Origin of the sequence: Maritimibacter sp. UBA3975, assembly GCF_002384975.1 — a bacterium.
Lineage (GTDB): Bacteria > Pseudomonadota > Alphaproteobacteria > Rhodobacterales > Rhodobacteraceae > Maritimibacter.
In genome coordinates this window covers 545,446-572,282 of the sequence record NZ_DGCP01000011.1, presented here as the reverse complement: position 1 = coordinate 572,282, position 26,837 = coordinate 545,446, and the positions used below count along the sequence as shown (strand labels likewise).

26 protein-coding genes, 1 tRNA gene and 2 rRNA genes are annotated in these 26,837 nt (G+C 63.0%); 12 read left to right on the top strand and 17 right to left on the bottom strand.

Translation table 11 applies throughout. From position 1 onward, the window contains the following. Both B2585_RS13730 and rrf read left to right on the top strand, forming a co-directional pair. Positions 1–115: ribosomal RNA gene (locus B2585_RS13730) — 23S ribosomal RNA — on the top strand; the annotation flags it as partial. Positions 116–204: 89 nt separating this feature from the next. Next, positions 205–319, top strand: a 5S ribosomal RNA gene (gene rrf, locus B2585_RS13725). A gap of 93 nt (positions 320–412) precedes the next feature. Here the strand turns inward: rrf and B2585_RS13720 are convergent. Beyond that, entirely contained in the window at positions 413–1,309 is an 897-nt protein-coding gene (locus B2585_RS13720; RefSeq protein WP_349678313.1) for a sialidase family protein, read from the bottom strand. 307 nt (positions 1,310–1,616) lie between these two features. Beyond that, entirely contained in the window at positions 1,617–2,876 is a 1,260-nt protein-coding gene (locus tag B2585_RS13715; protein ID WP_292024016.1) for a glycosyltransferase family 2 protein, read from the bottom strand. A 33-nt stretch (positions 2,877–2,909) separates the two neighbouring features. On the opposite strand from B2585_RS13715, the gene B2585_RS13710 reads away from it, so the two are divergent. Both B2585_RS13710 and B2585_RS13705 read left to right on the top strand, forming a co-directional pair. Then, complete coding sequence (locus tag B2585_RS13710) at positions 2,910–3,488, top strand: dTDP-4-dehydrorhamnose 3,5-epimerase family protein (RefSeq protein ID WP_292024014.1); 579 nt, start codon at positions 2,910–2,912, stop codon at positions 3,486–3,488. An 83-nt stretch (positions 3,489–3,571) separates the two neighbouring features. Continuing rightward, a tRNA-Met gene (locus tag B2585_RS13705) sits at positions 3,572–3,648 on the top strand. Between the two features lie 108 nt (positions 3,649–3,756). Here the strand turns inward: B2585_RS13705 and B2585_RS13700 are convergent. Together B2585_RS13700 and B2585_RS13695 are read right to left on the bottom strand one after the other, a co-directional pair. Continuing rightward, positions 3,757–4,041, bottom strand: a complete 285-nt coding sequence (locus B2585_RS13700; protein WP_292024010.1) for a DUF2218 domain-containing protein — start codon at positions 4,039–4,041, stop codon at positions 3,757–3,759. A gap of 134 nt (positions 4,042–4,175) precedes the next feature. Then, complete coding sequence (locus B2585_RS13695; RefSeq protein WP_292024008.1) at positions 4,176–7,604, bottom strand: indolepyruvate ferredoxin oxidoreductase family protein; 3,429 nt, start codon at positions 7,602–7,604, stop codon at positions 4,176–4,178. Positions 7,605–7,720: 116 nt separating this feature from the next. On the opposite strand from B2585_RS13695, the gene B2585_RS13690 reads away from it, so the two are divergent. Continuing rightward, positions 7,721–8,191 (top strand): Lrp/AsnC family transcriptional regulator, encoded by a 471-nt coding sequence (locus B2585_RS13690; protein ID WP_292024006.1) that lies wholly within the window; start codon positions 7,721–7,723, stop codon positions 8,189–8,191. A 158-nt stretch (positions 8,192–8,349) separates the two neighbouring features. Here B2585_RS13690 and B2585_RS13685 read toward each other — a convergent pair whose 3' ends face one another. Genes B2585_RS13685 through B2585_RS13670 form a run of 4 tightly spaced genes read right to left on the bottom strand, consistent with a single transcriptional unit; the run spans position 8,350 to position 11,726 of the window. Then, positions 8,350–9,168: an ABC transporter permease gene (locus B2585_RS13685; protein ID WP_292024003.1), complete on the bottom strand. Its 819-nt coding sequence runs from the start codon at positions 9,166–9,168 to the stop codon at positions 8,350–8,352. Beyond that, complete coding sequence (locus B2585_RS13680) at positions 9,161–10,330, bottom strand: hypothetical protein (RefSeq protein WP_292024001.1); 1,170 nt, start codon at positions 10,328–10,330, stop codon at positions 9,161–9,163. The genes B2585_RS13685 and B2585_RS13680 overlap by 8 nt, the downstream gene beginning before the upstream one ends. Next, on the bottom strand, positions 10,330–11,301 hold the full coding sequence (locus B2585_RS13675; RefSeq protein WP_292024000.1) for a PQQ-dependent catabolism-associated beta-propeller protein: 972 nt from the start codon (positions 11,299–11,301) through the stop codon (positions 10,330–10,332). The genes B2585_RS13680 and B2585_RS13675 overlap by 1 nt, the downstream gene beginning before the upstream one ends. Beyond that, positions 11,301–11,726 (bottom strand): hypothetical protein, encoded by a 426-nt coding sequence (locus B2585_RS13670; protein ID WP_292023998.1) that lies wholly within the window; start codon positions 11,724–11,726, stop codon positions 11,301–11,303. Before B2585_RS13670 ends, B2585_RS13675 begins: the two co-directional genes overlap by 1 nt. A 159-nt stretch (positions 11,727–11,885) precedes the next feature. Between B2585_RS13670 and B2585_RS13665 the strand changes: the two genes are divergently transcribed. From B2585_RS13665 to B2585_RS13645, 5 genes are all read left to right on the top strand, one after another. Further along, positions 11,886–12,896: an ABC transporter substrate-binding protein gene (locus B2585_RS13665; protein ID WP_292023996.1), complete on the top strand. Its 1,011-nt coding sequence runs from the start codon at positions 11,886–11,888 to the stop codon at positions 12,894–12,896. A 50-nt stretch (positions 12,897–12,946) separates the two neighbouring features. Continuing rightward, positions 12,947–13,699, top strand: coding sequence for an ABC transporter permease (locus B2585_RS13660; RefSeq protein ID WP_292023994.1), 753 nt, complete (start codon positions 12,947–12,949; stop codon positions 13,697–13,699). Then, positions 13,672–14,388, top strand: coding sequence for an ABC transporter ATP-binding protein (locus B2585_RS13655; protein ID WP_292023992.1), 717 nt, complete (start codon positions 13,672–13,674; stop codon positions 14,386–14,388). Before B2585_RS13660 ends, B2585_RS13655 begins: the two co-directional genes overlap by 28 nt. Next, a complete protein-coding gene (locus B2585_RS13650; RefSeq protein WP_292023990.1) occupies positions 14,385–15,125 on the top strand; it encodes an ATP-binding cassette domain-containing protein in 741 nt (246 codons plus the stop codon). The genes B2585_RS13655 and B2585_RS13650 overlap by 4 nt, the downstream gene beginning before the upstream one ends. Positions 15,126–15,235: 110 nt before the next feature. After that, positions 15,236–16,042 (top strand): hypothetical protein, encoded by an 807-nt coding sequence (locus tag B2585_RS13645; protein WP_292023988.1) that lies wholly within the window; start codon positions 15,236–15,238, stop codon positions 16,040–16,042. A gap of 39 nt (positions 16,043–16,081) precedes the next feature. On the opposite strand, the gene B2585_RS13640 is transcribed toward B2585_RS13645, so the two are convergent. From B2585_RS13640 to B2585_RS13625, 4 genes are read right to left on the bottom strand one after another with little or no spacing between them, the layout of a single operon-like run. Further along, positions 16,082–16,678 carry a hypothetical protein gene (locus B2585_RS13640; protein ID WP_292023986.1) on the bottom strand — a complete coding sequence of 199 codons (597 nt, stop codon included), beginning with the start codon at positions 16,676–16,678 and terminating at the stop codon, positions 16,082–16,084. Next, positions 16,675–17,373, bottom strand: a complete 699-nt coding sequence (locus B2585_RS13635; RefSeq protein ID WP_292023984.1) for a hypothetical protein — start codon at positions 17,371–17,373, stop codon at positions 16,675–16,677. The genes B2585_RS13640 and B2585_RS13635 overlap by 4 nt, the downstream gene beginning before the upstream one ends. Beyond that, on the bottom strand, positions 17,363–18,118 hold the full coding sequence (locus tag B2585_RS13630) for a MotA/TolQ/ExbB proton channel family protein (RefSeq protein WP_292023982.1): 756 nt from the start codon (positions 18,116–18,118) through the stop codon (positions 17,363–17,365). The genes B2585_RS13635 and B2585_RS13630 overlap by 11 nt, the downstream gene beginning before the upstream one ends. An 8-nt stretch (positions 18,119–18,126) precedes the next feature. Beyond that, positions 18,127–18,612, bottom strand: coding sequence for a thermonuclease family protein (locus tag B2585_RS13625; protein WP_292023980.1), 486 nt, complete (start codon positions 18,610–18,612; stop codon positions 18,127–18,129). An 88-nt stretch (positions 18,613–18,700) separates the two neighbouring features. Between B2585_RS13625 and B2585_RS13620 the strand changes: the two genes are divergently transcribed. Then, on the top strand, positions 18,701–19,462 hold the full coding sequence (locus B2585_RS13620) for a pentapeptide repeat-containing protein (protein ID WP_292023977.1): 762 nt from the start codon (positions 18,701–18,703) through the stop codon (positions 19,460–19,462). Positions 19,463–19,464: 2 nt separating this feature from the next. Here B2585_RS13620 and B2585_RS13615 read toward each other — a convergent pair whose 3' ends face one another. The 5 genes from B2585_RS13615 to B2585_RS13595 form a co-directional block, all read right to left on the bottom strand. Next, positions 19,465–20,196 (bottom strand): hypothetical protein, encoded by a 732-nt coding sequence (locus B2585_RS13615; RefSeq protein WP_292023976.1) that lies wholly within the window; start codon positions 20,194–20,196, stop codon positions 19,465–19,467. A gap of 1 nt (position 20,197) precedes the next feature. Continuing rightward, a complete protein-coding gene (locus tag B2585_RS13610) occupies positions 20,198–20,713 on the bottom strand; it encodes a c-type cytochrome (RefSeq protein WP_292023973.1) in 516 nt (171 codons plus the stop codon). A gap of 82 nt (positions 20,714–20,795) precedes the next feature. Beyond that, positions 20,796–22,541 (bottom strand): pyrroloquinoline quinone-dependent dehydrogenase, encoded by a 1,746-nt coding sequence (locus B2585_RS13605; protein WP_292023971.1) that lies wholly within the window; start codon positions 22,539–22,541, stop codon positions 20,796–20,798. A 299-nt stretch (positions 22,542–22,840) separates the two neighbouring features. Then, positions 22,841–23,347 (bottom strand): hypothetical protein, encoded by a 507-nt coding sequence (locus B2585_RS13600; RefSeq protein ID WP_292023969.1) that lies wholly within the window; start codon positions 23,345–23,347, stop codon positions 22,841–22,843. Between the two features lie 545 nt (positions 23,348–23,892). Beyond that, positions 23,893–24,888: a LysR family transcriptional regulator gene (locus tag B2585_RS13595; protein WP_292023966.1), complete on the bottom strand. Its 996-nt coding sequence runs from the start codon at positions 24,886–24,888 to the stop codon at positions 23,893–23,895. Between the two features lie 641 nt (positions 24,889–25,529). Between B2585_RS13595 and urtA the strand changes: the two genes are divergently transcribed. Continuing rightward, complete coding sequence (urtA, locus tag B2585_RS13590) at positions 25,530–26,804, top strand: urea ABC transporter substrate-binding protein (protein WP_414674058.1); 1,275 nt, start codon at positions 25,530–25,532, stop codon at positions 26,802–26,804. Positions 26,805–26,837: the final 33 nt, after the last annotated feature.

The window sequence follows — 26,837 nt, the reverse complement described above, 5'->3', positions numbered from 1 at the left end:
CTCAAAACAAGGTATCCCTGAGGGCCGTAGCAGACTACTACGTCGATAGGCCGGAGATGTAAGCGCAGCAATGCGTTCAGTTGACCGGTACTAATTGCCCGATAGGCTTGATTTGATCCAGTAGAAGCGAGGTTTCGCTTCGCTCGGATGATCGAGAGCATACTATCTACACTAGCTCTTGACTTGGACTTGGTTCTTTCTTGGTGTGGTGGTCATAGCGCGAGCAAAACACCCGGCTCCATCCCGAACCCGGCCGTTAAGTGCCGTTGCGCCGATGGTACTGCGTCTTAAGACGTGGGAGAGTAGGTCACCGCCTCACCTAGTAAGAACCAAGCCCGTATCTCTCTTTCGATGCGCCCAACGAAAAACGCCGCCCCTCACCGGGCGGCGTTTTCGTGTCTGGGCTATTGGTTCAGGCGGTTTCCATTACCTCGACGCTCAGGATAGTGGGCAGATGGCGCGCAATCTCGCGCCAGGCTTCGCCGTCGTCGAGGGACGCGAAGATCGAGCCGGTGTTCGTGCCGAAATACACACCAGCCTGTTCGCTGGTGTCCGTCGCCATGGCCTGCCGCAAGACTGTGAAGAAGCAGTTTTCCTGAGGAAGGCCCTCACGTTTGGCCTCCCAGGTCTCACCACCGTCCGTCGACTTCCACACCGCCGCAGCAGCATCGGGCGGAAAGCGCCCTTGCATGTCGCCGTTCAGGGGGATCGTCCAGATCGTCATGGGGTCGTGCGGGTGCACGCTGATCGGGAAGCCGAAGGTCGAGGGCAGCCCTTTCGAGATGTCGTGCCAATGGCGCCCGCCGTCGTTCGATCGGAATACACCGTGATGATTTTGCTGATAAATCAGATCATTATCGCCAGCCGACCGGACCATGTTGTGTACGCAATGGCCGATCTCGTGGTCGTCGCCATGGCCGTGGTCGTGTCCCCGCGCGTTGTCGAGCTGGTTGGTCCGCTCCCAGCTTTCCCCGCCATCCGCCGTGGCAAAGACCCCGGCCGCAGATATGGCGATTGTCAAATGCCCAGGCCGGACGGGATCCGGCAAAAGGGTGTGAAGGGTCAGGCCGGCGCCGCCCGGCGTCCAGCTGTCTCGGGTCGGATGCTCCGTGAGTCCCGCCACGCGTTCCCACGTCTCGCCACCGTCGGTCGAGGTGAAGAGATGCGCGGGCTTCGATCCCGCATAAAGCCGGTCGCGCGTCTGCGAGAGCGACCAGATGGCATCGACCTCGCCCGTGAAAGGCGCGTCGGGAGGCACGCCGCCGATCATCTCGGCAAAGCCGGGGTCGGTCGCGGCCCATTCGGCCATCGATCCGTTCGAGAGCTGCGACAACTGCCAGCTCGTCCCGCCATCCGCCGAGCGCCAGATCCCCGCACCGCTCCATTCCCCGCCGCCGCCGGCCCAGAGATGTCCGGTCTCTGGATCCCCAATCACATGATTGATGGGCCAGAGGTCGCAATGCGGGCCGGATACCGACCAAGACTGTCGGTCACTGTCCGAGGTCAGAATGAACGCACCCTTGGTGGTGCCGACAAGAACGTGATGGGGCATTTCGCGCGATCTCCGGTGTTGAGCTCAGAAAGTATACCACGCGGTCCCGAAATCCCGTGTGTCCTTATGTGGCGTTGCCCGATGCGCGGAGCCCGGAAAGGCGCCGTTCCAATCCGCCCACCCACCGTGCTTTCCGCCACTGTTCCCGTGCCCGTTCCAGCGCGTGCTCCGCTGCGGCTAGGTCGTCGCCCTGCAGAAGGACCCGAACTCTTGCGTGGGCCGATAGAGCGGGCGCCTGACAGACCGTCGCGAGGGCGCGGGCCGAGACCAGCGCGACCTCCGGATTTGCCTGCGCGATCATCTCAAGATAGTGGAGAGTCAGCCCGTCGTCGCGCCGGTCCGCGCGCACGACGGCGCGAAAGCGTTCCGGATCGCGGTCAGGGCCCGATGCCAGCGCCCAGGCGAGGCGGGCCTGGTCCAATTGACGGTGCGTGAGGGGAACGTGCATGGCCGACCCGGCGCCGTGGGTGAACCCGTCGGTCTCGTCGCCGGGGACAATCCCGACAGCCCCGAACGCTGCCCTTAAGTCCTGCGCGCCCGCCAGATCCACAAGCCCGAAAGCCTTGGCGAGCGGCCCGCCGATCGTCGCCCGCTGCCGAAGTTTGTCGAGATAGCTGGGGCGATTGATGCTTTCCGCGACCGGCTGCAACTCGGCCAGCCTTTCTGCCGGGCTGACATCGGCCCGCGCACCGGCCGACTGAAACTTGACATGTGTCGGCTCGGCCGTGCTGGCCAGACGCAGGTCGGATTTTCGAATATATTTCAACCACATGAACACGTCGGAGCCGCGCGGGGTCGGGGAAGGCTCCCAGCCGCGCGGGAGGGACAGATAGGCGCGGCGACGCACTCCGACCCCGTTGAGCGTCGCAAAAACAAGTTTCCGGTCATCCGCGCAGGCAGCCACCCGCAGAGGCGGAAAGGACACGTTGCCGAACCGCCAGGTCACCTCGCCCGAGGGGGACAGGCGAAGGTCACCCGTCATGGCCCAATCGGCGCCGGCCAGAAGCCGGGCCATCACGTCCAGATGGCTTTCGTGCCAGATATCGTCGTCGCCCAGATGACAGATGAACTCGGCATCGCAATTCCGGATGACGGGGTCGCGGTAGGATTCGCCAAATCGTTCCCCTTTCTGGTGCGCGACATAGGAGATACGCAGATCGTCCTGTGCGAAGCTCTCGACGATTTCGCGCGTCCGGTCGGGGGCGCCGTCTCCGATCACCACCAGGTCCCAGTCGCCGTCCCGTTGCGCCTGGACGCTGGGAATCGCGGCTAGAAGTGTCTCGACATGGTTGTAAGTGGGACAGATAATCCGAGTTCGGGCCATGCTCTATTGGTACGCGTTGAAGGGTTACGCGCAATGGATGAAACCACGAGACTGGATGCCTTGCCGCGCACCGGGATGACCGTCGAGCCCTGTGGGATCGCGGGGTTGTGGCGTGTCGCCTGCGAACCGGTTTCGGATGAGCGGGGCTTCTTTCTGGAAACCTTTCGCCGGAGCCTTGTCGACCCTGCTCTGGGCCGCCCGTACCAGTTCGTGCAGGGCAATCATTCGCGCTCCGCAGCAGGCACTCTGCGCGGCTTCCGATCGGAACCGTGGGACAAGCTGATCTATGTCGCACGCGGCACAGCATTGATCGTCGTCGTGGACCCAAGGCCGGACAGCCCGACCTTTCGCCAGCATGAGAAGGTCATGTTGGGGGACGCACCGGGCCGCCGGGATAGATTGCTGATCAGCCAGGGACTCGCCAATGCGTTCTATTGCGTGACGGAGGTCGATTACATCAACGATGTGTCGCAGGAATACGAGCCGTCTGTCCGCCGCGGGTTCCGGTGGAATGACCCGACACTCGGTATCGACTGGCCGAACCGGACACCGATTCTGTCGCCGGCCGATCAGTCGCTCCCGGATTTTGACGCTTACCAGCGTGGGGTGTGAATCTCACGAAAATCAGCAGAAAAATATCGCCAAATCCCCTTGCGGTCACCGCGCGACAGCGATACATCACCCGAACGAATTGGCGCGGGGTGGAGCAGCCCGGTAGCTCGTCAGGCTCATAACCTGAAGGTCGCAGGTTCAAATCCTGCCCCCGCAACCAAATTCCAGAATTATCCGCTCGACTTCAAACCCGCCCGATGGCGGGTTTTGCTTTTCCGGGCGTCTCACGGCGCGAAAGGGCGCGCGGCCCCCATCCGTATGCGCAGCGTCACGCCGCCCAAGGCATATGTTCGAACTCTTCGCGAAAGGCGAAGCGGGCGAGGTGGCGGTCGACGACGTCCTTGGCGCGGGCAACGGTCTCGTCGTCTTCGCCGGTCACTTCGATCCACAACCCGCCGTCATCGGCGCGCAACTTGACGGGTCCGAAGGGAAAGTCGATGCGCCCCTCTTCCGGCGTGCAGGTGGTGTCGAGCTTGTGCGCGAAATGTTTGCAAAGCTGTTGCAGGTATTTCGATCCGTTCTCGGTTTTCCAGTATGCGTCTGCGGTCTTCATCTTGGTCTCCATTTTTGCGGCGACCATAGGGCGGGATCAATGACCCGGCAATACCTTAGTAATTTGATCGGGAACGTCGGAGGCAAGAGTTGCACGGGCCGACGGGCGGTCCGCGCGTTCTGTCAGGGTCGGTCTCAGGCCAGTGCGGCGAGCCGCTCTTCGGCCCTGGGTTTTTCGGCTTCCACCGCATCTTCCCATACCGGACCGTAGCCGCGCATCTCCATCGGCGCGTGGAGGATGGCGGTGCAGTCGCCCGCGTTTTCCGGCGTGGCCTTGGATGCGACCCGATCCATCACGCCCTCGTACCAGTCGATCATCTCGCGGTTCATGCGGCGTTCGTGGGTGTAGCCGAACACGTCGAACATCCCGCCACGCAGGCGCTTCATCTTCGCCATGACGCCGAGGGCCGGGCGCATCCAGCGGCCCAGTTCCACCTTTTTCGGACGCCCGCGCTCATCCTTGCCAAGCGGCAAGAGCGGAGGGGCCATATGGTAGTGCACCTTGTAGTCGCCGGTGAAACGCTGGGCGAGTTCGTCCTCGAACCCCATTTGCGTGTGCAGCCGGGCGACTTCGTACTCGTCCTTGTAGGCCATCAGCTTGAACAGTGACTTGGCGGCCTCGGTGACGAGCGGGGTCTGCGTGCCTTCGGGCAGCGCGGCGCGGAAGGCGTCGATCCGGTCGCGGTAGCGGCGGGCATAGGCCTCATCCTGATAACCGACGAGGAACTGCGCACGGTCCTCGATGATCTCGTCCAGCGTCGGCTCACGCTCCACCTCGGGTTCGAGATGGGGGGTGAGCGCTTCGGGCGACTCGGCCATGATCCGGCCGATGGCGAAGGCGTCGCGGTTCTTCTCGATCGCGACACCGTTCAGCTCGATCGCGCGGTCGAGCGCCCAGAGATCGACGGGGACGAGGCCTTTTTGCCAGGCGAAGCCCAGCATGATCGTGTTGGCGAACACCTGATCGCCAAGCAGGTCGTCGGAGAGCTTGTTCGCGTCGAGCGGGGCCACGTTTTCGGCCCCAACCGCCTTGCGGATCGACCCGGTGCGCACGCCGACCATCAGGTCAGCGTCACGGCGCAGGACGATGTCGCCGGTCGGCATTTCGGCGGTGTTCAGCGCGACGAGCGTGCCCTTCCGGTAATGCGCCGATGCCTTGGGTGAGGAGGACACGACCACGTCACAGCCGATGACCGCATCCGCCGCGCCGTCGCCGATACGCACCTGGTGGACGGCCTCGGGGGCCGCGCCGAGCCGGATGTATGACAGCACGGTCCCGAACTTCTGCGCGAAGCCGGTGAAATCGAGCACGGAGGAGCCGAGCCCCATCAGGTGCGCGCCCATCGTGACGAGCGCGCCCACGGTCACGACGCCGGTGCCGCCCACGCCGGTTACGAGCAGGTCGAAGGGATCGTCGAGGGTGGGAAGCTCAGGCTCGCGGATGTCTTGGATGAGCGACGCCACGTCGATGTCGGCCGCTGCGCGTTTTGCCCGTTCGGCCCCTTCGACGGTGACGAAGGAGGGGCAGAACCCGTCGAGGCAGGAGAAATCCTTGTTGCAGGTCGAGAGGTTGATCTTGCGCTTGCGACCGAACTTGGTCTCGCGCGGCTCGACCGACAGGCAGTTGGATTCCACCGAGCAATCACCGCAGCCCTCACAGACCAGAGGGTTGATGTAGGCAAAGCGCTTGGGGTCCTCCAGCGTGCCCCGCTTGCGGCGGCGGCGCTTTTCGGTCGCGCAGGTCTGTTCGTAGATCAGGAGCGAGACACCCTTCACCTCCCGCAATTCGCGCTGGATCGTGTCCATCTGGTCGCGGTCGTGGAAGCTCGTCTCGGGCGGGAAGTCGGACTTGGTGAACTTGCCGATATTGTCGGACACCAGCGCGATGCGCTGAACGCCCTCGGCGCGTGAGGACCACGCGATGTTCTGAACGCTGACCGGCCCGTCCACCGGCTGACCGCCGGTCATCGCGACAGCGTCGTTGTAGAGCACCTTGTAGGTGATGTTGGCACCCGCCGCGACGGCCTGCCGGACGGCGAGCGAGCCGGAGTGATACCATGTGCCTTCGCCAAGGTTCTGGAACTGGTGCTTGTTGCCGTTCCATTTGGACGACACCGACCATGGCACGCCTTCGCCGCCCATCTGAGCGAACCCGGCGGTGTCGCGGTCCATCCAGCTTGCCATGACATGACAACCGATGCCCGCGCCGGCGGTGGAGCCTTCGGGCACGACGGTGGAGGAATTGTGCGGACAGCCGGAGCAGAAATAGGGGGTGCGCGCTGCGCCGGGGGTGTTCAGGATCGGCGGTTCCTCGGCTGTCAGGGCGCGGGCCTTCTCCGGCAGGTTTTCGCCCGGGAAAAAGGCGTCGAGCCGGGCGGCGATGATCGGGGCCAATTCGCGGGCGGACAGCTCCCCGGTCCAGGGGACGAGGTCGTTTTCGGCGGCAGCGTCATGCTTGCCGACCATCTTTTCGGGTTTATCGCCGGGCCAGTCGTAGAAGTATTCCTTGAACTGGCTTTCGATGATCCCGCGCTTTTCCTCGATGACGAGGACCTCTTTCTTGCCCTTCACGAAGGACAGCGCGTCGCGGCGGGCCAGCGGCCAGACCATGCCGACCTTGTAGATGTCGATGCCAAGGTCGCGGCACTTCGCCTCGTCCATCCCCAGAAGGCGCAGCGCCTCAAGCGTATCCAGATGCCCCTTGCCGGTGGTGACGATGCCGTATTGCGCGTCGGGCAGGCCATAGATCGCGCGGTCGATGGGGTTGGCTTCGACAAAGGCTTCCACGGCGCGGAGTTTGGCGCCCATGCGCACCTCGATCTCGGTCGAGGGCGGGTCGCTGCGCCGGATGTGGATGCCGCCCGGATAGTCCTCACGCTCCGGGTAGACGAAGGCGCGGTCGGCGTGGAGTTCGACGGACCGGCCCGATTCCACCGTCTCGGAAATCGCCTTGAACCCGACCCAGGTGGAGGAATAGCGGCTGAGTGCATAGCCGTATTCGCCGAAGGTCAGGTATTCTTCGACCGAGGCGGGGTTCAGCACAGGCATGAACCACGCGAGGAATACGGCGTCCGACTGGTGCGGCATGGAGGACGAGACGCAGCCGTGATCGTCGCCCGCGACGACAAGAACGCCACCCTTGGGGTCCGTGCCATAGGCATTGCCGTGGCGCAGCGCGTCGCCGGAACGGTCGACGCCCGGCCCCTTGCCGTACCACATGCCGAAGACGCCTTCGACCTCGCAGTCCGGGTCGAGCGTGGCCTGCTGGCTGCCCAGAACGGCGGTCGCGCCGAGGTCTTCGTTCACGGCGGGCATGAAGGTCACGCGGTCCTGATCCAGCCGCTTGCGTGACTTCCACAGCTCGAGGTCCAGCGCACCGAGGGGGGAGCCGCGATAGCCCGAGACGAAGCCGGCGGTGTTCAGCCCGGCCTCGCGGTCGCGCCGGGCCTGATCCATCATCACCCGGACCAGCGCCTGCGTCCCGGTGAGGAAAACGCGGCCTTCGGTCAGGTCGTAGCGATCCGTGAGTTTGTAGTCGGGCGTCGTCGCGGGCGCGTGCAGCATCTGGAATCCTCCTGTTCCCCTCAAAGTTAACAGCGGGATGCCGAATTTTTGTTCCAGCCTTCACGCCGGGCTGTGCAATATTGGAACCGGATTTCCAGAATCGCGGAAGGAGCGGAATGGCTCACCAGATCGAGATAGATGACCGGGACCGTAAGATCGTATCGATTCTCCAGCAGGACTCGCGGATCTCAAACGCCGACCTCGCCGGGCGCACGGGAATGTCGACCTCGGCCTGCTGGCGTCGGGTGAAGGCGCTGGAGGAGGCCGGGATCATCGCGCGCTATGGCGCGGTGGTGGATCAGGAGAAGCTGGGACTGAGGTTTCAGGCCATCGTCGAGGTGCAGCTTATCCGCCATGACCCCGGCGAAGTGGCCGATTTCATCCGCGCGCTCGAGGTCCGGCCCGAAGTGCAGGAGTGTTTCGCGACCACGGGTGACGCGGATTATCACATGCGCGTGGTGTGTGAGGATATCGCGACCTACAACCGATTTCTCGAGGAGTTCCTGTTCCGCCAGACCGCGGTGCGGGCGGCGCAGACGAACGTGGTTCTGAAGAACGTGAAGCGGGCGACGGGGCTGACCGTCTGAGCGACGTCTATCGTCAGGCTGAATACGGGTTATTGCCCGACACATCATTGCCGGTGCCTCTATCGCCGGCCTTTGTATCGCAGCCCTGATTGTCCTGACCGCCGTGACGGTGGCCGCTCTCGCGCGGCTCGTGGTCACGGCCATTCGCCGCGCAGGGATCAGCCGCGCTTGATGCGGCCGATGGACCCGCGCGCCGGATCGTAGCCCCAGGCCGCGATCCCGAAGGCCGCGATGGTCACGCCCGCGACCACGGCGGCGGACACTGCGTTGAACTGCCCGTAGGCTGCGAACCGGATCAGCTCGATCCCGTGGGTGAACGGGTTGAAGGTCGCAATCCAGAACAGCGCCTCGGCCCCGCTCTCACGCAGTTTCCACAGGGGATAGAGCGCGGTGGACATGAAAAACATGGGGAAGATGACGAAGTTCATCATGCCCGCGAAATTCTCGATCTGGCGGGCATAGACGGAAATTATGAGCCCGATGGACCCCAGCATCAGCCCGGTCAGGAAGATCGCGGGCAGGATGTAAAGCATCCCGATCGCGGTCATGTAGAACCCGAACAGCGCGGCGAGGCCAAGGAAGACATAGATCTGCACGGCGGCGAGGATCGTCGCGCCGAGGATCTTGGCAAACAGCAGGAAAGACCGGGGCAGGGGGCTGACCAGCATCACCCGCATCACACCCGCCTCACGGTCATAGACCATCGACAGGGCCGACTGCATGCACTGGAACAGCACGATAATCCCGCACAGCCCCGGCAGGATGTATTCCTGGTAGGGCGTGTAGGTCTGATACGGCTCGATGATCGAGATGCCGAGCAGGTTCTGGAGGCCTGTCGCGAAGATGAACAGCCAGAGCGACGGCCGCACGACCGCCGAGATCAGCCGCTCCCGCTGACGCATGAACTTGAGGACCTCACGCTCGGTGACGGCGTAGAGGCCCAGGAGATAGCGGGGCTGGCTGACGATTTCACTCACAGGAGAACTCTGCCTCGTCCTGACCCAGCGAGTCCAGCGTATTGCTCTGGTGCAGGAACCCCTGAATCGGTGCGATGTCGATCACTGCGTTCGATGTGGTGAGAAGAATGGGCATTCGAATCTGGCCGTTCCAGGAGCGGAAGGTCATCGGCACGCCCTTTGACCCGTCGAGGCTCAGACGATGGGACCGCATGTAGTCGTTCACCGCTTCCACGCTGTCCTCGCGCGTCTTGGCATAGGCGGTGAGCACGGCGCGGCCCGCGACCCATGTCGACCAGTCCTGCCAGTTCATGCGGCGGTTGTCCTCGGACATATCCTCGAACCGCGAATTGACCTGCGGCGCACCGTAGCGTTCCAGCGCCCAGGACCATTCCTGCGCGACGAGGCCGGCGGCCCCGATCACCGGGCGCGGCAGGGCGCTTTGGTATTCGACGTAGCGCGAATACTCGCCGTAGTCGTCGGCGATGAATATGACGTCGTAGTCGCGCAGCCCGCCGGTCACGAGCATGATGTTGTTTTCCTCGCGCAGCGCAGGGTTGGTGGAGAGATCGAACTCGCGCGTTTCGACGACCTCGATCCTGAGCCGTTCGGCGGCTTCGGCGAAGGCGGCGGCGCGGGCCATGTCCCGTTCGCTCTTGCCGCGCAGGACAAGCGCGCTTGTCCATTTCTGACGGGCGAGATGCTGGACCAGCGCGTCCGAGATCATACGGTCCGAGGCGCCGGTGTGGAGCAGGCCGGGGATGCAGGATCGGCGCAGGTCGTCCTCCGGGGCGGTGGTGTTGAGCACGGTTGCGCGGTCGCCCACGGCTTCGGCCACAGTCCGCACTTGGGCGGCGGGGAGATCGACGATGATGAAGGCCGCGCCGTCCGCGATCATACGCTCGGCCTCGGCCACCAGCGCGTCCTCGGAAACCGAGGCTTCGTCGAGTGTGACCTCGAACCCACGGGCGTCCGTCAGGATTTTCATGTCCGCTATGGCGAGTTCGACGCCGGTCACCGTGTCCCCTTGCGGGCGCAGGGCGATCCGGGCATAGGCGAAATCCTCGTCGAAGCGCGGGTCATTTTCGAGTGCGAGGAAGCCGAGCCGGACCTCGCGCGCGTCCTGCGCCCCAGCCGAAACGGCCAGGGCGCACCAGAGTGTGAAGGCGAGAAACCAGCGCATCAGTCGTCGATCACAACAGTATGCGGCACACGGCCGACGGGGATGGAGCGGATGGGCCGGCGGCTCTCCATGTCGACGAGCGTGATGTCGTCGGAGAGGCCATTGGCGACCACCGCCACGCTTTCATCCCGGTTGAGCGCGACGGACCACGCGCGGTTGCCGACAAGGACGTAGTCCTGCAATTCCTTGGTGCGCGCGTCGATGATCGCGATGTGGTTCGCGCGGCCAAGGCTGATGATCCCGATGCTGCCATCTTCGGTGATCGCCATGCCCACGGGCGTGACGTCCTCGGGCCGGAAGCCGGGCGGTAGAAACTCCAGCACGTCCTTGATCTCGTTGGTGTCGCGGTCGATGACGTAGATCTCGCTCGACAGTTCCGCCGAAACCCAAAGCTCGTTGGTGTCGGGCGTCAGGACGAAACGGCGGGGCCGGGTGCCGACGATGATGTTGTCGGTGACCACGCCCGCCTGCGGGTCGACCACATGGATCATGTCCGCGACTTCCGAGGTGACATAGACGGTGGAGCCGTCCGCGGTCTGGATCACGCCCTCGGGTTCGGCGCCCGTCGGCACATCGTGGACAACGATCCGGCTTTCCATGTCGATCACCTCGAGCATGGAGTCCTCTTCGTTCGAGACGTACATGCGCGACTCGTCGGGTGAAAAGGCGAAAACCTCGGGGCTGGGGCCGGTCGGAATCTGGTCGACCACTTCCAGCGTCTCGATGTCGATCACGTCGATCACGTCGTCATCCCCGCAGGCGACGTAGAGCATCGTCTGCGCGTCGTTCATCTTCATGTCGCGCGGACGGCGCGAAGTTTCGATCTGCTTGATCACGTTGAATTCGGCGTCGAGCACCCAGACCTCGTGACTTTTCTCGTTGGAGACGAAGACAAGCCCGGTGTCTTTGGCGTGGGCCGGCCCGAAGGCCAGTCCAGCTGCGACGATTGCGGCGAAAATACCCTGTTTCATCAACGCACCACGAACGTGCCGGCGATGCCGCGGTTCTCGTATCCCGGAACGTAGAAATCGTAGTTGCCCGGACGGATCGGGACGAACCAGATGTCGATGACCCCCTCGTCGTCGAATTCGACGGAGTGAAGGCCCAGCGGCTTCACCTCCAGGTCGTTGATGACCACCTGGTTGATCCAGGAATTGCGGAACAGGTCCGGGGCCCTGAACTGAAATTCCTCGCCGCCGTCATGGACGATCCGCCAGCGGTAGTATTTACCGGTCTCAAGCTCGAACTCGTTGACCGAAAGCGTGAGCGCCGCGCTGTCGATGACCATGTCCTCGAGCCGCGTGGCGTTGGATGCGAGGTTTCCCTCGGCGATAGCGGCGGTGCCGATCACGAGGCTCGTGGCGGCAGCACATAGACTTGAATAAATGACTCTCATAGATTGAACTCCCTGTTGCCGCCATACGTTCGCAGATGGACCCCGCCCAGATCAAATAGATAATTCCAATTTCCGCTATTGAGGTCTTGGTGTTGGGCTGGTGTTAGTTTGCCCTAAAAGCAGGAGCGCGCGCTCGCGCGCGTGAGGGAGGATAATACAATGAAAAGACGTGATTTTTCGGCCATGTTCGGCGCGGGCCTTGTCGGGGCGGCGCTGCCCGCCGGTCGCGCTGCGGCCTTCAGCCCGCCAAACAACGACGTTGTGCCGGTCACTGTCGGTGCGCTCGCCAACGGCACCGCCCAGTGGGAGCTGAGTGTCATCAAGAAGATGGAGCTCGACAAGAAACACGGCGTGGACCTGAGCCTCAAGGACGTGTCCGGCAAGCAGGCGAGCCATGTGGCGCTCATGTCGGGTGACGTGGATATCGTGCTGTCGGATTTCATCTGGGTCGCCACGGTGCGCGCGGATGGCGAGGACTTTACCGTCGTGCCGCACAGCTATGCGGTCGGCGGCCTGATGGTGCAGCCGGACGGCCCGATCCAGTCGATCAACGACCTGCCGGGCAAGACCATCGCGATTGCCGGCGGCCCGGTCGACAAGAGCTGGGTCGCGTTGCAGGCCTATTACAACAAGGAAACGGGTGAGAGCCTTGCGGACAAGGTCGAAGCCCGCTTCGGGGCACCGCCGCTGGTGAACGAATTGCTGGCGGAGGGCAAGGCGGATGCCTCGCTCAACTTCTGGCATTTCAACGCCCGCTCAAAGGCGGCCGGGATGAAAGAGCTCATCTCGGTGACGGAGATGATGGAGGGGCTCGGCGTCACCGATCAGCCCCCGCTTCTGGGCTGGGTCTTCCGCGAGAGCATCGCGGCGGAGAAACCCGGGGCGATCAAGGGATTCCTCGACGCCTCCTTTGAGGCCAAGAAGATGCTGCTCAATCGCGACAGCGTGTGGAACGATCTCAAGGAGCTCATGCGCGTGGGAGACGATCAGACGCTGTTCGAAACGCTGCGCGCCGATTACCGCAAGGGGATCATCCCCGAATATGATCAGGCCATGATCGACGCCGCCGCGGCGTCCTACAAGATCATGGCGGAATACGGCGGGCCTGAACTGGTCGGAGACGCGACCGAAATGCCCGCTGGAACGTTCTGGTCGGATTACGGCGTCTGAATCGCGCCGGACCGAACCGGATGGAGCGTCGCAAACAAAAACCTCCCGGGGTGGCGGGGGGCCTGGAATGGTTCTCCCTGCCGCTACTCCTCCTCCTGTGGCAGGTTCTGGCGGTGGTCGTGGACCACCGCCTTTTTCCCACACCGATCGAGGTGATCGCGGAGGTCTGGTTCCTCGCAACGGAACGCTCGCTTCTCGCCGATGTCGGTAAGACGCTGAGCCGCGCGGCCATCGCCTTTGTCATCGCGATGACGGCGGGCATCGTGCTTGGCGGTGTCTTCGGGCGATTTCGCAATGCTGACCGGCTGTTCGGGACATGGGTTCTCATCGGGCTCAACATCCCGGCGATCGTGGTCGCGATCACCTGCTACATCTGGCTCGGCCTCACCGAGTTCGCGCTGATCCTCGCGGTGGTCATCAACAAGGCGCCGCTCGTCACCGTGACGATGCGTGAGGGCGTTCGGGCGCTGGATCACGGCTACGGCGAACTCGCCCGCGTCTACCGCGTGCCGTTCTGGCGGCGGGTGCGGCGGTTCATCGTGCCGCAACTCATGCCCTATGTCCTGACGGCGGCCCGCACGGGGCTGTCGCTCATCTGGAAAATCGTGCTGGTGTTCGAGGTTCTGGGGTCAGACGGTGGTGTCGGCTTCCGGATCGGTATCTTCTTTCAGAACTTCGACATCGAGGGCATCCTCGCCTATACGATGTCGTTCATGGCGGTGGTGATCCTGATCGAATACTTGGTGATGCGGAAACTTGAAGCGAAGGTACTCGGATGGCGTCCGGCGTTCCTGTCCGCATAGACATATCCGAAAAGCGCTTCGGCGATACGCCGCTGTTCCGGGATCTCGGGCTCGAGATCGCGGGGGGCGAGGTGCTGGCGCTGATCGGACCGTCCGGTGTCGGCAAGTCGACGCTTCTGCGGATGGTCGCCGGGATCGACACGGATTTCGATGGTCTGGTGGAGGTCGACGGCAAGTCGCCGGAACGCGCTCCGGTGCCCGGCTTCGTGTTCCAGGACCCGCGCCTTTTGCCGTGGGAGACCGCGACCGGGAACCTGCGGGTGGTGAACCCGGAGCTGCCGGTGGCGGAGGCGCACAAGCTTCTGGGCGAAATGGGCCTCGCGGGCTATGAGGATGCGCTGCCGGGGCAGTTGTCCGGAGGGATGCAGCGGCGCGTGGCGCTGGCGCGTGCCCTCGCGGTTGCACCCGGGCTTCTGATCCTCGACGAGCCTTTCGTGTCCATCGACCGCAAGCTGGTGCGCGAGTTGTCGGCGCTTCTCATCGAGGTGATCGAGCGGTATGGCCATACGGTCATCCTCGTCACCCACGACCCGGAAGACGCGGCCCGGCTGGCCGACCGTGTTGTGGTGATCGAGGGGCGGCCGGCGACAGTTGTGGAAGATCGCCGCATTACGCTGGCCCGGAGCGAGCGGGACGATGCCATGGTCGCGGCCGAAACGGCGCGGATCACAGGAGAGGGCGGCGCATGAGCGTGCTTGAGATGACTGCGGTCGAAAAGAGCTACGGCAACGTGAAGGCGTTGGACGGCGTGGACCTTGCGCTGGGCAAGAGCCGGTTCGTCGGTCTGCTCGGGCCGAATGGGGCGGGCAAATCGACGCTGTTCCAGATCATCTCGGGCCTGTTCGTGCCGGATGCGGGGACGGTCAAGCTGTTTGGTATGACCCACGGCGCGGACGGCCCCGCCATACGCCGTCGCATGGGCGTCGTGTTCCAGGCGCGTTCGGTTGATCTCGACATGACGATCCGCGCCAACCTGCGGTTTCACGGGCGGCTCTTCGGGCTGGGCGGGCGCAAGCTCGACGCGCGGATCGACGCGCTTGCTGAACAGTTCGACCTGACGGACCTAGTGAAGCGCCCGGTGCGTAACCTGTCGGGCGGGCAGCAGCGCAAGGTCGAGATCGCGCGCGCGCTCATTAATGATCCCGATTTCCTCATCATGGACGAACCCTCGGCCGGGCTCGACACGCCGTCGCGCCGTGCGCTGGTCGCGGATATCCGGCGGCTGGCCGCCGAGCAGGACGTGGCGATCCTCTGGGCCACGCACCTCGTGGACGAGGTGGATGATGCCGACGACGTGGTGATGCTGGTCAAAGGCAAGGTGGTGGCCGACGGCGCACCCGCGACGCTCATCAAGGACGCGGGCGCTGAGGATCTGACCGACGCCTACGCAAAGCTGACCGGGGGCGCGACCCCCGAACGGGAGTAGGAGACTTGCGCCCTCAACTGCGCCCGCGCACCGTGGAAACCCCAATTCCGGGCATCGCGAACGCCAATGCCCGATACCCGTAGCATGGACCTGTCGGTCGAGGAGGAATGATGCGTTTCTGGAGCCTTCTTCTGTCTTGCATCCTGATCGTCGCTTCGGGCGTTGGCCTGCTGGTTCTGGCAGGTGGGGCCAAGCGCCTTGCCGCGCCACCGCTGGAAGCCCAGCTCGAAGTTCAGGCGTTTCCCGTGCCGCAAGGGTTCGGGATCGACCCGGCGCGCGTGGCCGGCTACATGGCCGACAAGCTGGTGCAGCGGATGGATGGCGACGTCGCCATGCGCATGACGCTCGATACCGAGAACATGAGGAAGGTCAAGGAAATCGTGCTGCCGCGCCTTATGAGCGTCGTCCCGGTGCAGGAGATGATGCGCGATATTCCCGAACTGTCGGCGATCCTCGAACTCGGCGCGTTCCGTGGCAGCGTCACAGGCAGGATCACGAGTGCCGACGCTGCGCGCGACGTGGCGCTCACGGTGCCTGACGCTCGGTTGGCCGAGGTGGATGGCGAAGCGTTCGAAATCACGACGACCTCCACCGGGATGACGGCGCTGGTACTGGGCGACATGGCGGCGGGCGAAGTTCGCGAGGTCACGGTCTGGATCGGCGAAGAGGGCATGAACAGCGACCTTGCGCGCACCATCCGCATCGGGGCCGACGCCGGGTCGCGCGGTCGGGTGCTCTTGTGGGGCGCGGACGGTTGGTTCGGCGCCGATGTCGAGGCGCTCCGTTGGTCGCGCTGGCTGATCGGGGCGCTGCTGGGCGGGGTCCTGTTGTTCGGTGTGGCGAGCCTGATCCTGCCGTTGCTCACCGCCCGGCAGGCGCGGTCGGGCCGCAGCCCCCTCGACGCCTCCGCCCGATAGCCGCGCGTTTCATCCGGTGTCCCGGCGGCCGCCAGTGGCCTATTGCGGCTTGGAGGGTGTAATCGGCGCGGCTTCGGTGTCGAAGCTCAACATCGACGGATCGAAATTGGAGATCCGTTGACCGGCGGTCGAGCTTCCGCCCGGTCGTGTCTCGCTGATCTCCGCATCGATCGCTTCGGCCAGCGCCTCGGAGGTGGCTTCGGGCAGAACCTCGTCGGAATCGATGGTGCCTTGCATCTCTTCGCCCTCCGAGATCCGTCCCAGCGCATCGTTGACCTTGATGATCAGGTCGTCCGAATAGGGCAGCTGATAGGCGCGAGGGGGGCCGACCGGGAAATTCTCGGTGTCGAGTGCCTGTAGCCAGACGTAGACACGCCCCTCTTCGCCCTGCAGAGCGTTTGGTTCGATCATCTGGGCCCAGAGCATCCTGAAGCTGAGCGGCAGTTCCCCGTCCGAGGGCATGCCACGCAGCTCGCCCACGCCCCAGAAGGTCAAGGGGATCGTCGCCACCGTCGCCACGGTCGCGAAGACCTTCATCACGATGTGGATGTTCGTGAGAAGCACGAGGTAGGCGAGAAGTGACACCACCAGCGCGTAGGAGGCGGTCAGGGCCAGGATCACGTAGGTCATGTTCATTGCTGCGTCTCCGAACCGCCAAGCGTCTGACCGGTCGCTGCGTCGATCGGGCCCGAAGGCCTTCCGGCCTGCGAACTCCCGCCCTTTGCGCTCAGCGAGCGTGTCAGCTCGACAAGGCTCTTTGGCACGTTGTTGACGTTGACGACCTCGTTTCCCTCGAGGGTGAAGCGCACGGCAGTCTGTTCATTTCCCGTGCCCGTCAGTTCAAGCGTCTGGTAGAAGACCACCTTGACCGAGGGGTTCAGCTTTTCCACCTTCACCGAAACCGGGAGAGGGGCCGTGCCGTTCGCGATGTAGTGGACGACATTCACCACGTATTCTCCGTCTTCGAGGCCACGAAAGCTGATGATCTCCTGGTTCAACGGATTGGTCACTTCCTTGTCGTTGAAGAGCACGACGTCCTTGAACATGCCCCGGTCGTCGCGGTCGAGGTGCATCAGCCCGGCCTCACGTTGCGTATACCAGACGATATTCCCGGCCGGGTCCATGACATAGGTATCCACGTCGTCGGGATTGTTGTCCGGCCATGACACGGTGATCAGCATCTCGGCCTTCGGGTCGACCTTCCCCTCGTCCGCCGGTTTGTTGATCATGGCGAAACTGATGAAGAACATGAAGGTGATCGCCTTCAGTGAATTAAAAAGAAGGGCCGAGAAGATCTCGAACTCGGGTTCCTGTTCTTCCTCAAACAGCATTGCCGGCTTCGCGCTCCCTTTGCGACAGCAGGGGGAGGAGCGAGGCCTCGGTGAAGGACACCGCGGTCTGGCTGATGTCGGTCACGAGCGCGTCCGCGATGTTGTATTCCAGCCTTAGGAGGATGCCGCCGATCAGCCCCGCGATCGTCGTCAGGAGCGAGACGGCCATACCGGCGATCATCTTCTGGAGGGCCCCGCGCAGGGTGTCGACATCGAAATTCGACAGGTCTCCCATCGAGTTCAGCATCATGACGAAACCGACCATCGTGCCCAGCATCCCGAGCTTGTAGAGCAGGTCCGCGCCATAGGTGCCGATCTTGGTGCGACGCCTGAAAGCCGCCCCCAGGCTCATCATGAGCAAGTGGGCGTTTCCTTCGATTTCGCCCGGGTTCTCGCGCGAACGGATCAGGTCCGCCACGAACCGGTCGACCAGACCGTCCCCCCGCTTCAGGTCGGGCATCTCGGAGGTGGCTTCCAGTTGCGCCTTGATCTGAAGAGCGCGCCGATACTCCCGGCTCAGTTCCACGAGAATCCACAGACAATGGACCGAGAACCCGATGTAGAGAACCGCGATGAGCACGGTGATCCGGGATTCGTCGGCTGAGAAAAGATAGGTCAAAAGCCCGTACTCATAGGAGACCACTGCACCAAGGGTGATCAGCGCCATCAGGAGGACCCATTTCATGACCGCATCGAAGGCGCCATCGCGGCCCGGTGCGGAAATTGCATCGGCGAGTTGTGCCATGTTCTGTTCTACCTCAAACCACCCGGTGTCTCGCGCCTGCGAAATTCCCAGGGTTCTTCGAATTCCACGCCCACCTGCCACAAACCGACGCCCGCCGTGATGGCGTCGATCATTGCCGGCAGATATTCGTCCGACTGCTCTTCATAGGCGAGCGCGAATCCCGTTTTCACCATCTCTTCGTTCAAGTCCTGTCCTCCGCTCGTGCAGACGCCGTACTGGCGGCCCAACCTGTCGGGCTCGCCGCGATAGGTGCATGACACCTCGCCACGACCGGCGAGGACCTGCAAATGCCGTTTCGCCGCTTCGTGACAGCCCCAGAACGTGCCGTTGATATAGCAGCGCTGCGGCCGCTCCGGCGCGTCGATGGCCCAGAGGATCACGCGTTGCTGGCCGAACCTCAGCACATCGGCGTCGATCACATCGGCCAGGCCGCTGATGCCCGTGTCGGCCGTCTGGGCCCTGGCGGTGGGCGGCAGCGCCGTCCAGGCCCCCACGACGATTGAAAAGATCAATGCCCAGCATTTGCAAACTTGCGCCAGATGGCCTGTATCAGGGGGCATGCTTAGGACCTTTCGAAAAGATGTGAGAACAGTGCGTCGCGCCGCCTTCGCAGCGCTCGTCGCAATGGCTGCCGCTCCGGCAAGCGCCGATCAGGTGGCCGATCTGATTGCGGGAACGATAAAGGAATGTCGCGGCTGCGATCTGCAGGGGGCGAACTTCAAGAAGGCGAACCTCGCCGGTGTCGACCTGACGGGGGCGAACCTGACCGACGCGACCTTTCACCGGGCGAACCTGCGCGAGGCGATCCTGACGGATGTCACCGCTGTCGAGACCAATTTCAACGTGGCTGATCTGACCCTGGCCCAACTGGGCGGCGGGGATTTCACGCGTGCCTTTTTCTACGCCGCGCAAATGTCCGGTGTGGATCTGAGCGAAGCGAACCTGACGGATGCGCGCATGCAGACGTCCCGGCTCACCTCGGCGAAGCTGCCGGGCGCGATGCTGGACCGGGCGCTCCTGATGGAAAGCGTTGCGAACAACGCCGACTTCAGCGGAACCTCGATGAACCGGACCAACCTGACCGGCGCGCACCTGAGCCGCGGAACCTTCGAAGGGGCCACGATCAGCTTCGCCGGGTTCGTCCAGGCCAAGGCGGGTCGTGCGATCTTCGACGGCGCGAAGATCGCGCATACCGACTTCTACGGCGCCGACCTGCGCCGGGCCAGCGTGGCGGGGGCCACCCTGATCGGCAACCGCTTCACCACTGCTGCCGCAGGTGGGGTCGATTTCGAGCAAGCCACCATGAATGGCAATTTCATGGTCAACGGCCAGCAGCAGAACTGAGTTCATCGCGGGGCTCCGGGTTCGTAGGGCTTTTGCACCTCTTCGAACCGTGTCTTGCTTTCGAAATAGCCTTGGTTGACCTCCTGCGTTTCAGGGTTCAGGCCGCGTTGCCCTTTCTTGCGCAACAGGGTGGCTTCGAGTTCGATGCGCTTGGTGCCATCGGGCGCTTCGCCCGTGCATAGCTCGTGTATGAACTGCTTGCCGACCGGCTGTTCGCCCTCCTTCATGTCGATATCCCTGCACTCCAGCGACCAGTTTCCGAAACGGGCCTTGAAATTGCGGATAAGCGTGACGGCGTTGCGCCGGTCATACGTGTCGACGCGATCGTCGGTGAAGATGCGACGGCCCTGCACGATCCCCTCGGGGTCGACGAGCACGGATACGATGACGGGATGGGCGAAGACCGAGGTGCCGCCATAGAGGAACTTGTATTCCGCGTTCAGCGCGAGCGCGATGTAGTCCTGTTCGTCATCGTAGGTGAAACTGACCTCCCGCAATCCGGACGGTTCCGGTTCGCAGGTCTCATAATCAGCAAAGGACACCAGGGGTCGGCCCTGCGGGCCGCCGTTCGTGCCACAGGCGATCTCGCCGACCTTGATGTCGGGCGCCTGCGTAACGGGCGCGCCAAGTTCAAAGTCCCAGATCGAGAATTCGGGTTCAAGCCGCACCTGGCCCGCGGCCATTTGCGCGGAGAGGGCGAGGCCAAGAATTGCGGTAAGTGTCGTGTGTCGCATGTCAGCGTTGCCTCAGGAAGTCGCAGGCGCCGGCCTCGGGATCGTCGAAGAATTCGCCGCATTCTTCCAACGTCGGCTTGCCACGCCCGATGACGTGCGCCTGCAGGTAGGCGACGACGTTCGCGATATCTTCGTCGCGGATAGACTTGCCCTGAATCGGCCTGTCGTCCTCGTCGAAATCGGACATCGTCATTCCGTAACAGGCCTCGTCCTTGTAGGCCTGTCGATCATGATACGGCATTGCGGTGCCCGGGCGTCCGCATCTGACGACCTCGGCCAAAGCCTCTGCATCCAGTGCGGAGTCGCGCAGGTTCGATCCGGGCGGGGCCCGCAGGTGAACGCCGGTTCTGCCGTCGGCGGGCCAGCCGTGGCACCTCATGCAGTCTCCGGCCGAGCGAAATACATACTTGCCACGGTCCGGATCCCCCAACAGCTCCTCCGCCTGCAGCCCTTTGGTCAGGGGTGCGGTCAGCGCGATGGATAAGAGCATCGTGGCCGCGAGACGGGTGACGTGCATGGTTGGTCCTTGGAATTCGGGAAAAATGTGCAGACGAAAATGCCGGGCAGCGCGAACTGCCCGGCAATGGGAGGGCTTCAGATCAATTGACCGTAAAGACCCAGAGCATGTTGGCCTGCTGCATGACTTCCAGTTCGGCATGGCCATTGGCGTTGCCGCCGACCGGGCCGCCCAGGATGGCGACATACTGCTTGCCATCGACCGCGTAGGTCATCGGCGGGGAGCGGAACGACGTGCCGGTGTTGACCGACCAGAGCGGTTCCAGCGTAGTGGCGTCGTAGGCGCCCAGGGTGCCGTCAAGCGAGCCCGAGAAGACCACTTCCGGCGTGACCAGCACACCGCTGTGGTTCGGATAGGGCATGTTCTGCTTGGCAACCTGCTCGCTGGTCGACACGTCCATCGCCGTGATCGAACCGGTCTGCTCGTTGCTGGAAGCATAGGTGCCGCCAAGGAAAATGACACCGGGCAACACGTCGTCCGCAGCCATTTCCTGCGTCCCGATTTCCGAGCAACCTTCCTGACCGGCGCCATAGGCAATACCGGTGTTCGGGTTGTAGGCGGTCGGGTAGTAGTTCACGCCGCCCGTGATGTGCGGGCAGGTGTCCACGTTGTCGCTGCCACGGCTGATCACGCCCTGGGCGTAGGTCTGCAGCGACTTCGACGGGTCGTATTCAACCGGCATACCGGTCTTGGGATCGACCCCTTCGGTCCAGTTCAGCTCGGTCACGTACTGCGCCGACTGGATGTAGGCACCGCTGTTTCGATCGAGCGTGTAGAAGATGCCGTTCCGACCGAAGTGCGACAGCACCTTGCGCTCTTCGCCATCGACCGTGGTGTCCATCAGCAGTTGGATGCCGACTTCGTCATAGTCCATGTAGTCGCCCGGCGTGTACTGGAAGTGCCACTTGAGCTCACCGGTATCGGCGTCCAGCGCGATGGTCGAGTTGGAGTAGAGGTTGTCACCCGGACGGAATTCGGGGTCGAACATCGGCACCGGGTTACCCGTTCCCCAGAACGTCGTGTTGGTTTCGGGGTCGTAGGAGCCCGTCACCCACAGGGCCGCACCACCGGTCTTCCAGCAGTCGGGGTTGCCGGTTTCCTCACACAGCCACGTTTCGGAGCCCGGCTGACCCGGTTCCGGCACCGTGAAGAAGCGCCAGACTTCCTCGCCGGTCTCGCCGTCGACGGCGGCCAGCCAGCCGCGCGTGGCCCAGTCACCGTAGGACTGGCCGATCAGAAGGTTGTCGCCGACCGCGAGAGGGGCGGCGGTGAAACCTTCGCCCGGTTCGGTGGCGAGCTGTTTGTCCCAAGCGACCTCGCCGGTTTCGGTGTTACAGGCGACGACACGCCCGTCGTTCAGCGCGGTGACGACATTGTCGCCGTGCAGAGCGAGGCCGCGGTTGGCCAGGAGCACGCCCGCGGTCGGGTCTTTTTCGAGCCCGGTGTCACAGACCCAGAGGATCTGGCCCTTCGTGCCTGACGAGACGTCGATCTTGTACGGCGTTCCCCAGGGGTCGGAGATGTACATCATCCCGTTGTCGACCAGGGGCGTGCCTTCCATGTAGCCGGCACCGAAACCCGACGGCTCGAGCCCGCCGATCGGAACAGCAAACGCCAGGTCCATGTCCGAGGCATTCTCGGCGTTGATGTCGTTCAGGGGCGAGAACCGGTTGGAATCGTAGTTCCGGTGGACCATCAGCCAGTTACCGGCTTCTTCCTCCGAACTCGCGGCCAAAAGGCGTTCGGACGTGACTTGCGCGAACCCCGCGCTCGCCATGCCTGCGGCCGTCATGGCTGCCAGCACTGCGTAACTATACTTCATTTTCATAGTCTTCCTCCCATCTGGATATGTTGAATCCCTATGTGAGGCCATGCTGTCACTTTCGATTGATGGGTTGACCAATATGCGACATTGCTTTTTTTCGAAACGGCCCCGGACCTCGTGGAGACGGGAGGCCGGAGGCGCGCGCGACAGCAGGCGGGGGCGTCCCGCGACGGCCGGATTTGGACAGCGAACCTCGGTTCAGAGCTCGGCGCGTCTTGTCACAAGGGCCCGCACCGGTGCTGAAACGAAAAGTGCCCGGGCAGGGGGCCCGGGCACGTCGATCTCGATTACTTTTTCCTGTATCAGGTTCGGCGCACGAACAACCCACGCAGCAAGGCGATGACGACAAGGACAGCCCCCGCGGCGAGCGCATAGTAGTATCCGACCTTCAGGTAGCCCTCCATCTTCAGCTTGTTGCCCGTCATGGCGTGCGTCACGGTGGCCTCGCCGACAAAGGCGCTGCCGGCCACTTCCGCGCGCCACTCGCCGATGACATAGGCGAGCACGACGGCGACAATGTAGGACAGGCCGACGAACAGGATGAGGAGCGTTGCGACCGGCAGTTTGAACCGACCCAGCGAGATCGTGCGCGAGATGAACAGGCTCAAGGCAAGCGCAAGCAAACAGACCGTGAAGTAGGTCCACATGAAGGGCTGGAAGATGGCGGGCATCGCCCAGAGTTCCGGGTCTGCATTCGCCCGGACCTGTCCGTGGGCCTCGATGCCCCAAGGCCGCATCAGCATGTGATCCTCGCCGGGCAGGACCCCGATCTTGGCCCCCCACCAAGGTGTATACCAAGAATACACCATGAATGCGGCACCCGCGATGAGCAAAACTCTGAAAATCCAGACCCCGGCGCCGGAACGCGCAGCTCCTTGGACATCTGTTTGCACCATGATTCCTCCCCTTCGGGCGCCCCGATCATTTTCCGGGTTCCCGCTTTTTAGCCAATGATTGCAATTACTTAGGCGACTTGAGGCATAGTAGCAGCGTCATTTTTACCAAGTCAAGCCTCGGGCCGGGGCGCGCTGTTCGCGGACTTGCCGGTTTCACGGGGCTAACGGATAAGGTCGAACCGATCGGTCTGGCTGCCTGGCGGGCCGTTTCGGACGCAGGGGGCGGACATGGTAAGCTGCCAAAAAACCGTTAACGCACCGGGATAAAACGGGTTTTTCCCAGCCTCGGGCCGCCGCGTCCGCCGGACGCGCGCCATGCCGTCGGGCCGCCCGGACGGCGCGAAAGCGTCTCGTCCACCCAGTATAGCCTTTCCCAATCCAATGAATTGGAGGGTGGAATGTCAGTCTCGTTGTCCGATCCCAAACCGCAAGGAGCTGCGGCCTGGCTGGCACCTGAGCTATTCGGCTGCGATGCGCAGTTCCGGCAGGGAGAGGAGTTCCTGTTCCAGATGGGCCTCGGAATACTCGTCTATCACCCAGTCGCTCAGACGTTGCTGGAACTCGGCGAACGGACGCAGGGTCAGCAGGTGTTTCGGCATGACGAGAACCGCGTCGCGCACATATTCCCCCAGATCATAGACCTTGATCCGATCCCGCACCGAATTCGGCAGGTTGGGCAGGAGTGACAGCGGGGCGTGACAGGTCGCCAGTCCCGCGGCCACGATATCCACCGCGCCCTGATGCGTCATGCAGGAGAAATAGGGCGCCGCCCTCGGCATGCGCTGCCGGTACCAATGCTCGCTGCGCGATTTCCAAGGCACTTCCTTGCCGACTTCCACGTAGTTGCGCAGGGGACTCGTTTCGTCGTCGTCGTGCTCCAGCCTGTTCAGTGTCCGCACGAGCGCGGCATCGTCGACATCGGCGGGGACGGCCAGAACGATCTTGTCGTTGAACAGATGGACCATGTGTATGGACATCTTGTATTCGACGACGCTGGCTTCGCTCAGGATGGCGCAGTTGATCCGGTGGGTCGCGATCATTTCAACCAATTCGGCCGATCCGAGCGCCCAGACGAATTCCATGCGCGAAAAGCCGGGGATGTCGCGTGACAAGGTCGCGGCCTTCTCCATGAAGCGTCCGCGCATGGACGGTGTCGTGCCGAAGTGCAATTCGACCCCGTCCTTGCCGAGGCGGGCCTTGTGATTGACCGTCGCCTGATCGAGTGTCCCGAGCACGCTCTGAGCAACCTTGAACCAATGTTCACCGGCCTGCGTCAGCTGCCCGTCATTCCCGCGCTGACGGTATATGAGTTGCGCGCCGAGCAATTCCTCAAACTTGGCGAGCTGCTGTGAAATCGTCGGCTGAGACAGCCCGAGTGCCCTTTTTGCTTTGCTGATGGACCCGCTCACCACGATGGCTTGCAGGATCTCAAGATGGCGAAGGGTTATTTCCACAGGACCTCTCCAGACGGGTGACAATAAAACCTATTGCTATTTCCAATACCCTACAAGGGCGGCGGCTGAGGAAGCGCACCCGCCCAGCAGCATTCATCTGAGGAGAAGATCCGCATCGTGTTGGAAGGGCTGCGCGGCGACAACGATGGCGTGGAACACCTCCATCTGCTTGACGGTCAGGCGCACGGCGATCGTGTCCATTGCTGGATGATTGTCATTTTCTCTCTCCCTGACCCTAGCCTATGGAAGGTATTTGAAAATTCAATCGATTCCGTGAGCGACCGCAGATGTGAGGGCCGACTCGCTAATTTTTGCCGGGTTGCGAGCGCAGTCCGACAAAACTCACAGAGAATAGTCCTATTTTTGGGCGGTAACCGGAAAAGTTGCGCAATAATTGTGCGAATGGCCCGATCCGGCCATTGGGACCCCGTGAGGAATTGCCGAAACGAGACTGGAGCCGAAAGGTAAGCCTGCCCTATGGGACGCGACTCATCGCGTAGAGGGTGTGTGACGGCCCGTCAGTCTGCAAACCGGAGGCCGCCACACGGATGCAACAAAGTTGCGGGGACAGACATGGGGAACATTGCCTTCAGAGGCAAGTGCGACCGTTCGTCTCCGCTTGGGAGAGTCTTATGAAACTCATGAAAACCATTCTCGCCGGCAGCGCTGCGACCGTCGCCATGTCGACCGCCGCGCTGGCTCAGGATTGCCCGATCAAGGTCGGCGTCCTGCACTCGCTGTCCGGCTCGATGGCAATTTCCGAAACCACGCTGAAAGACGCCATGCTGATGCTCGTCGAGCAGCAGAACGAAGCGGGCGGCCTGCTGGGCTGCGATCTCGAAGCCGTCGTCGTCGACCCGGCCTCCGACTGGCCGCTGTTTGCCGAAAAGGCGCGCGAGCTTCTGACGGTCCAGGAGGTCGATGTGATCTTCGGCAACTGGACGAGCGTGTCGCGCAAGTCGGTTCTGCCGGTCATCGAAGAGCTGAACGGCCTGCTGTTCTATCCGGTCCAGTACGAAGGCGAAGAGTCGTCCAAGAACGTGTTTTACACCGGCGCTGCACCGAACCAGCAGGCGATCCCGGCCACCGATTACTATCTTGAGGAACTGGGCGTCGAGAAATTCGCGCTGCTCGGCACCGACTACGTCTATCCGCGCACGACGAACAACATTCTCGAAAGCTACCTGATGGACAAAGGGATTGCCGAAGAGGACATCTTCGTCAACTACACCCCCTTCGGTCACTCCGACTGGTCCAAGATCGTGGCCGATGTCGTCGCGCTGGGCGCGGACGGCAAGAAGGTCGGCGTCATCTCGACGATCAACGGCGATGCGAACGTGGGTTTCTACAAGGAACTCGCAGCGGCCGGCGTTTCGGCTGACGATATCCCCGTCGTGGCCTTCTCGGTCGGTGAAGAAGAGCTTTCGGGCCTCGACACCTCGAACCTCGTCGGCCACCTCGCCGCGTGGAACTACTTCATGTCGGCCGATACCGAGGCCAACGCGGAGTTCATTTCGGCCTGGCACGAGTTCATCGGTGACGAAGCGCGCGTGACCAACGACCCGATGGAAGCCCACTACATCGGCTTCAACATGTGGGTGAACGCGGTCACCGAAGCTGAAACCACCGATGTCGACGCTGTGCGCGAAGCCATGTGGGGCCAGGAATTCCCGAACCTGACAGGCGGAACCGCCGTCATGGGCACCAACCACCACCTCGCGAAGCCGGTGCTGATCGGTGAAATCCTCGCGGACGGTCAGTTCGACATCATCTCGGAAACCGATCCGGTTCCGGGCGACGCCTGGACCGACTTCCTCCCGGAATCGGCCGTGCTCACCTCGGATTGGAAAGATCTCGAGTGCGGGATGTACAACACCGAGACCGAGACCTGCGTTCAGCTGACCTCGAACTACTAATCATAAAAAACGGGCGGCGGGCCTGACCCGCCG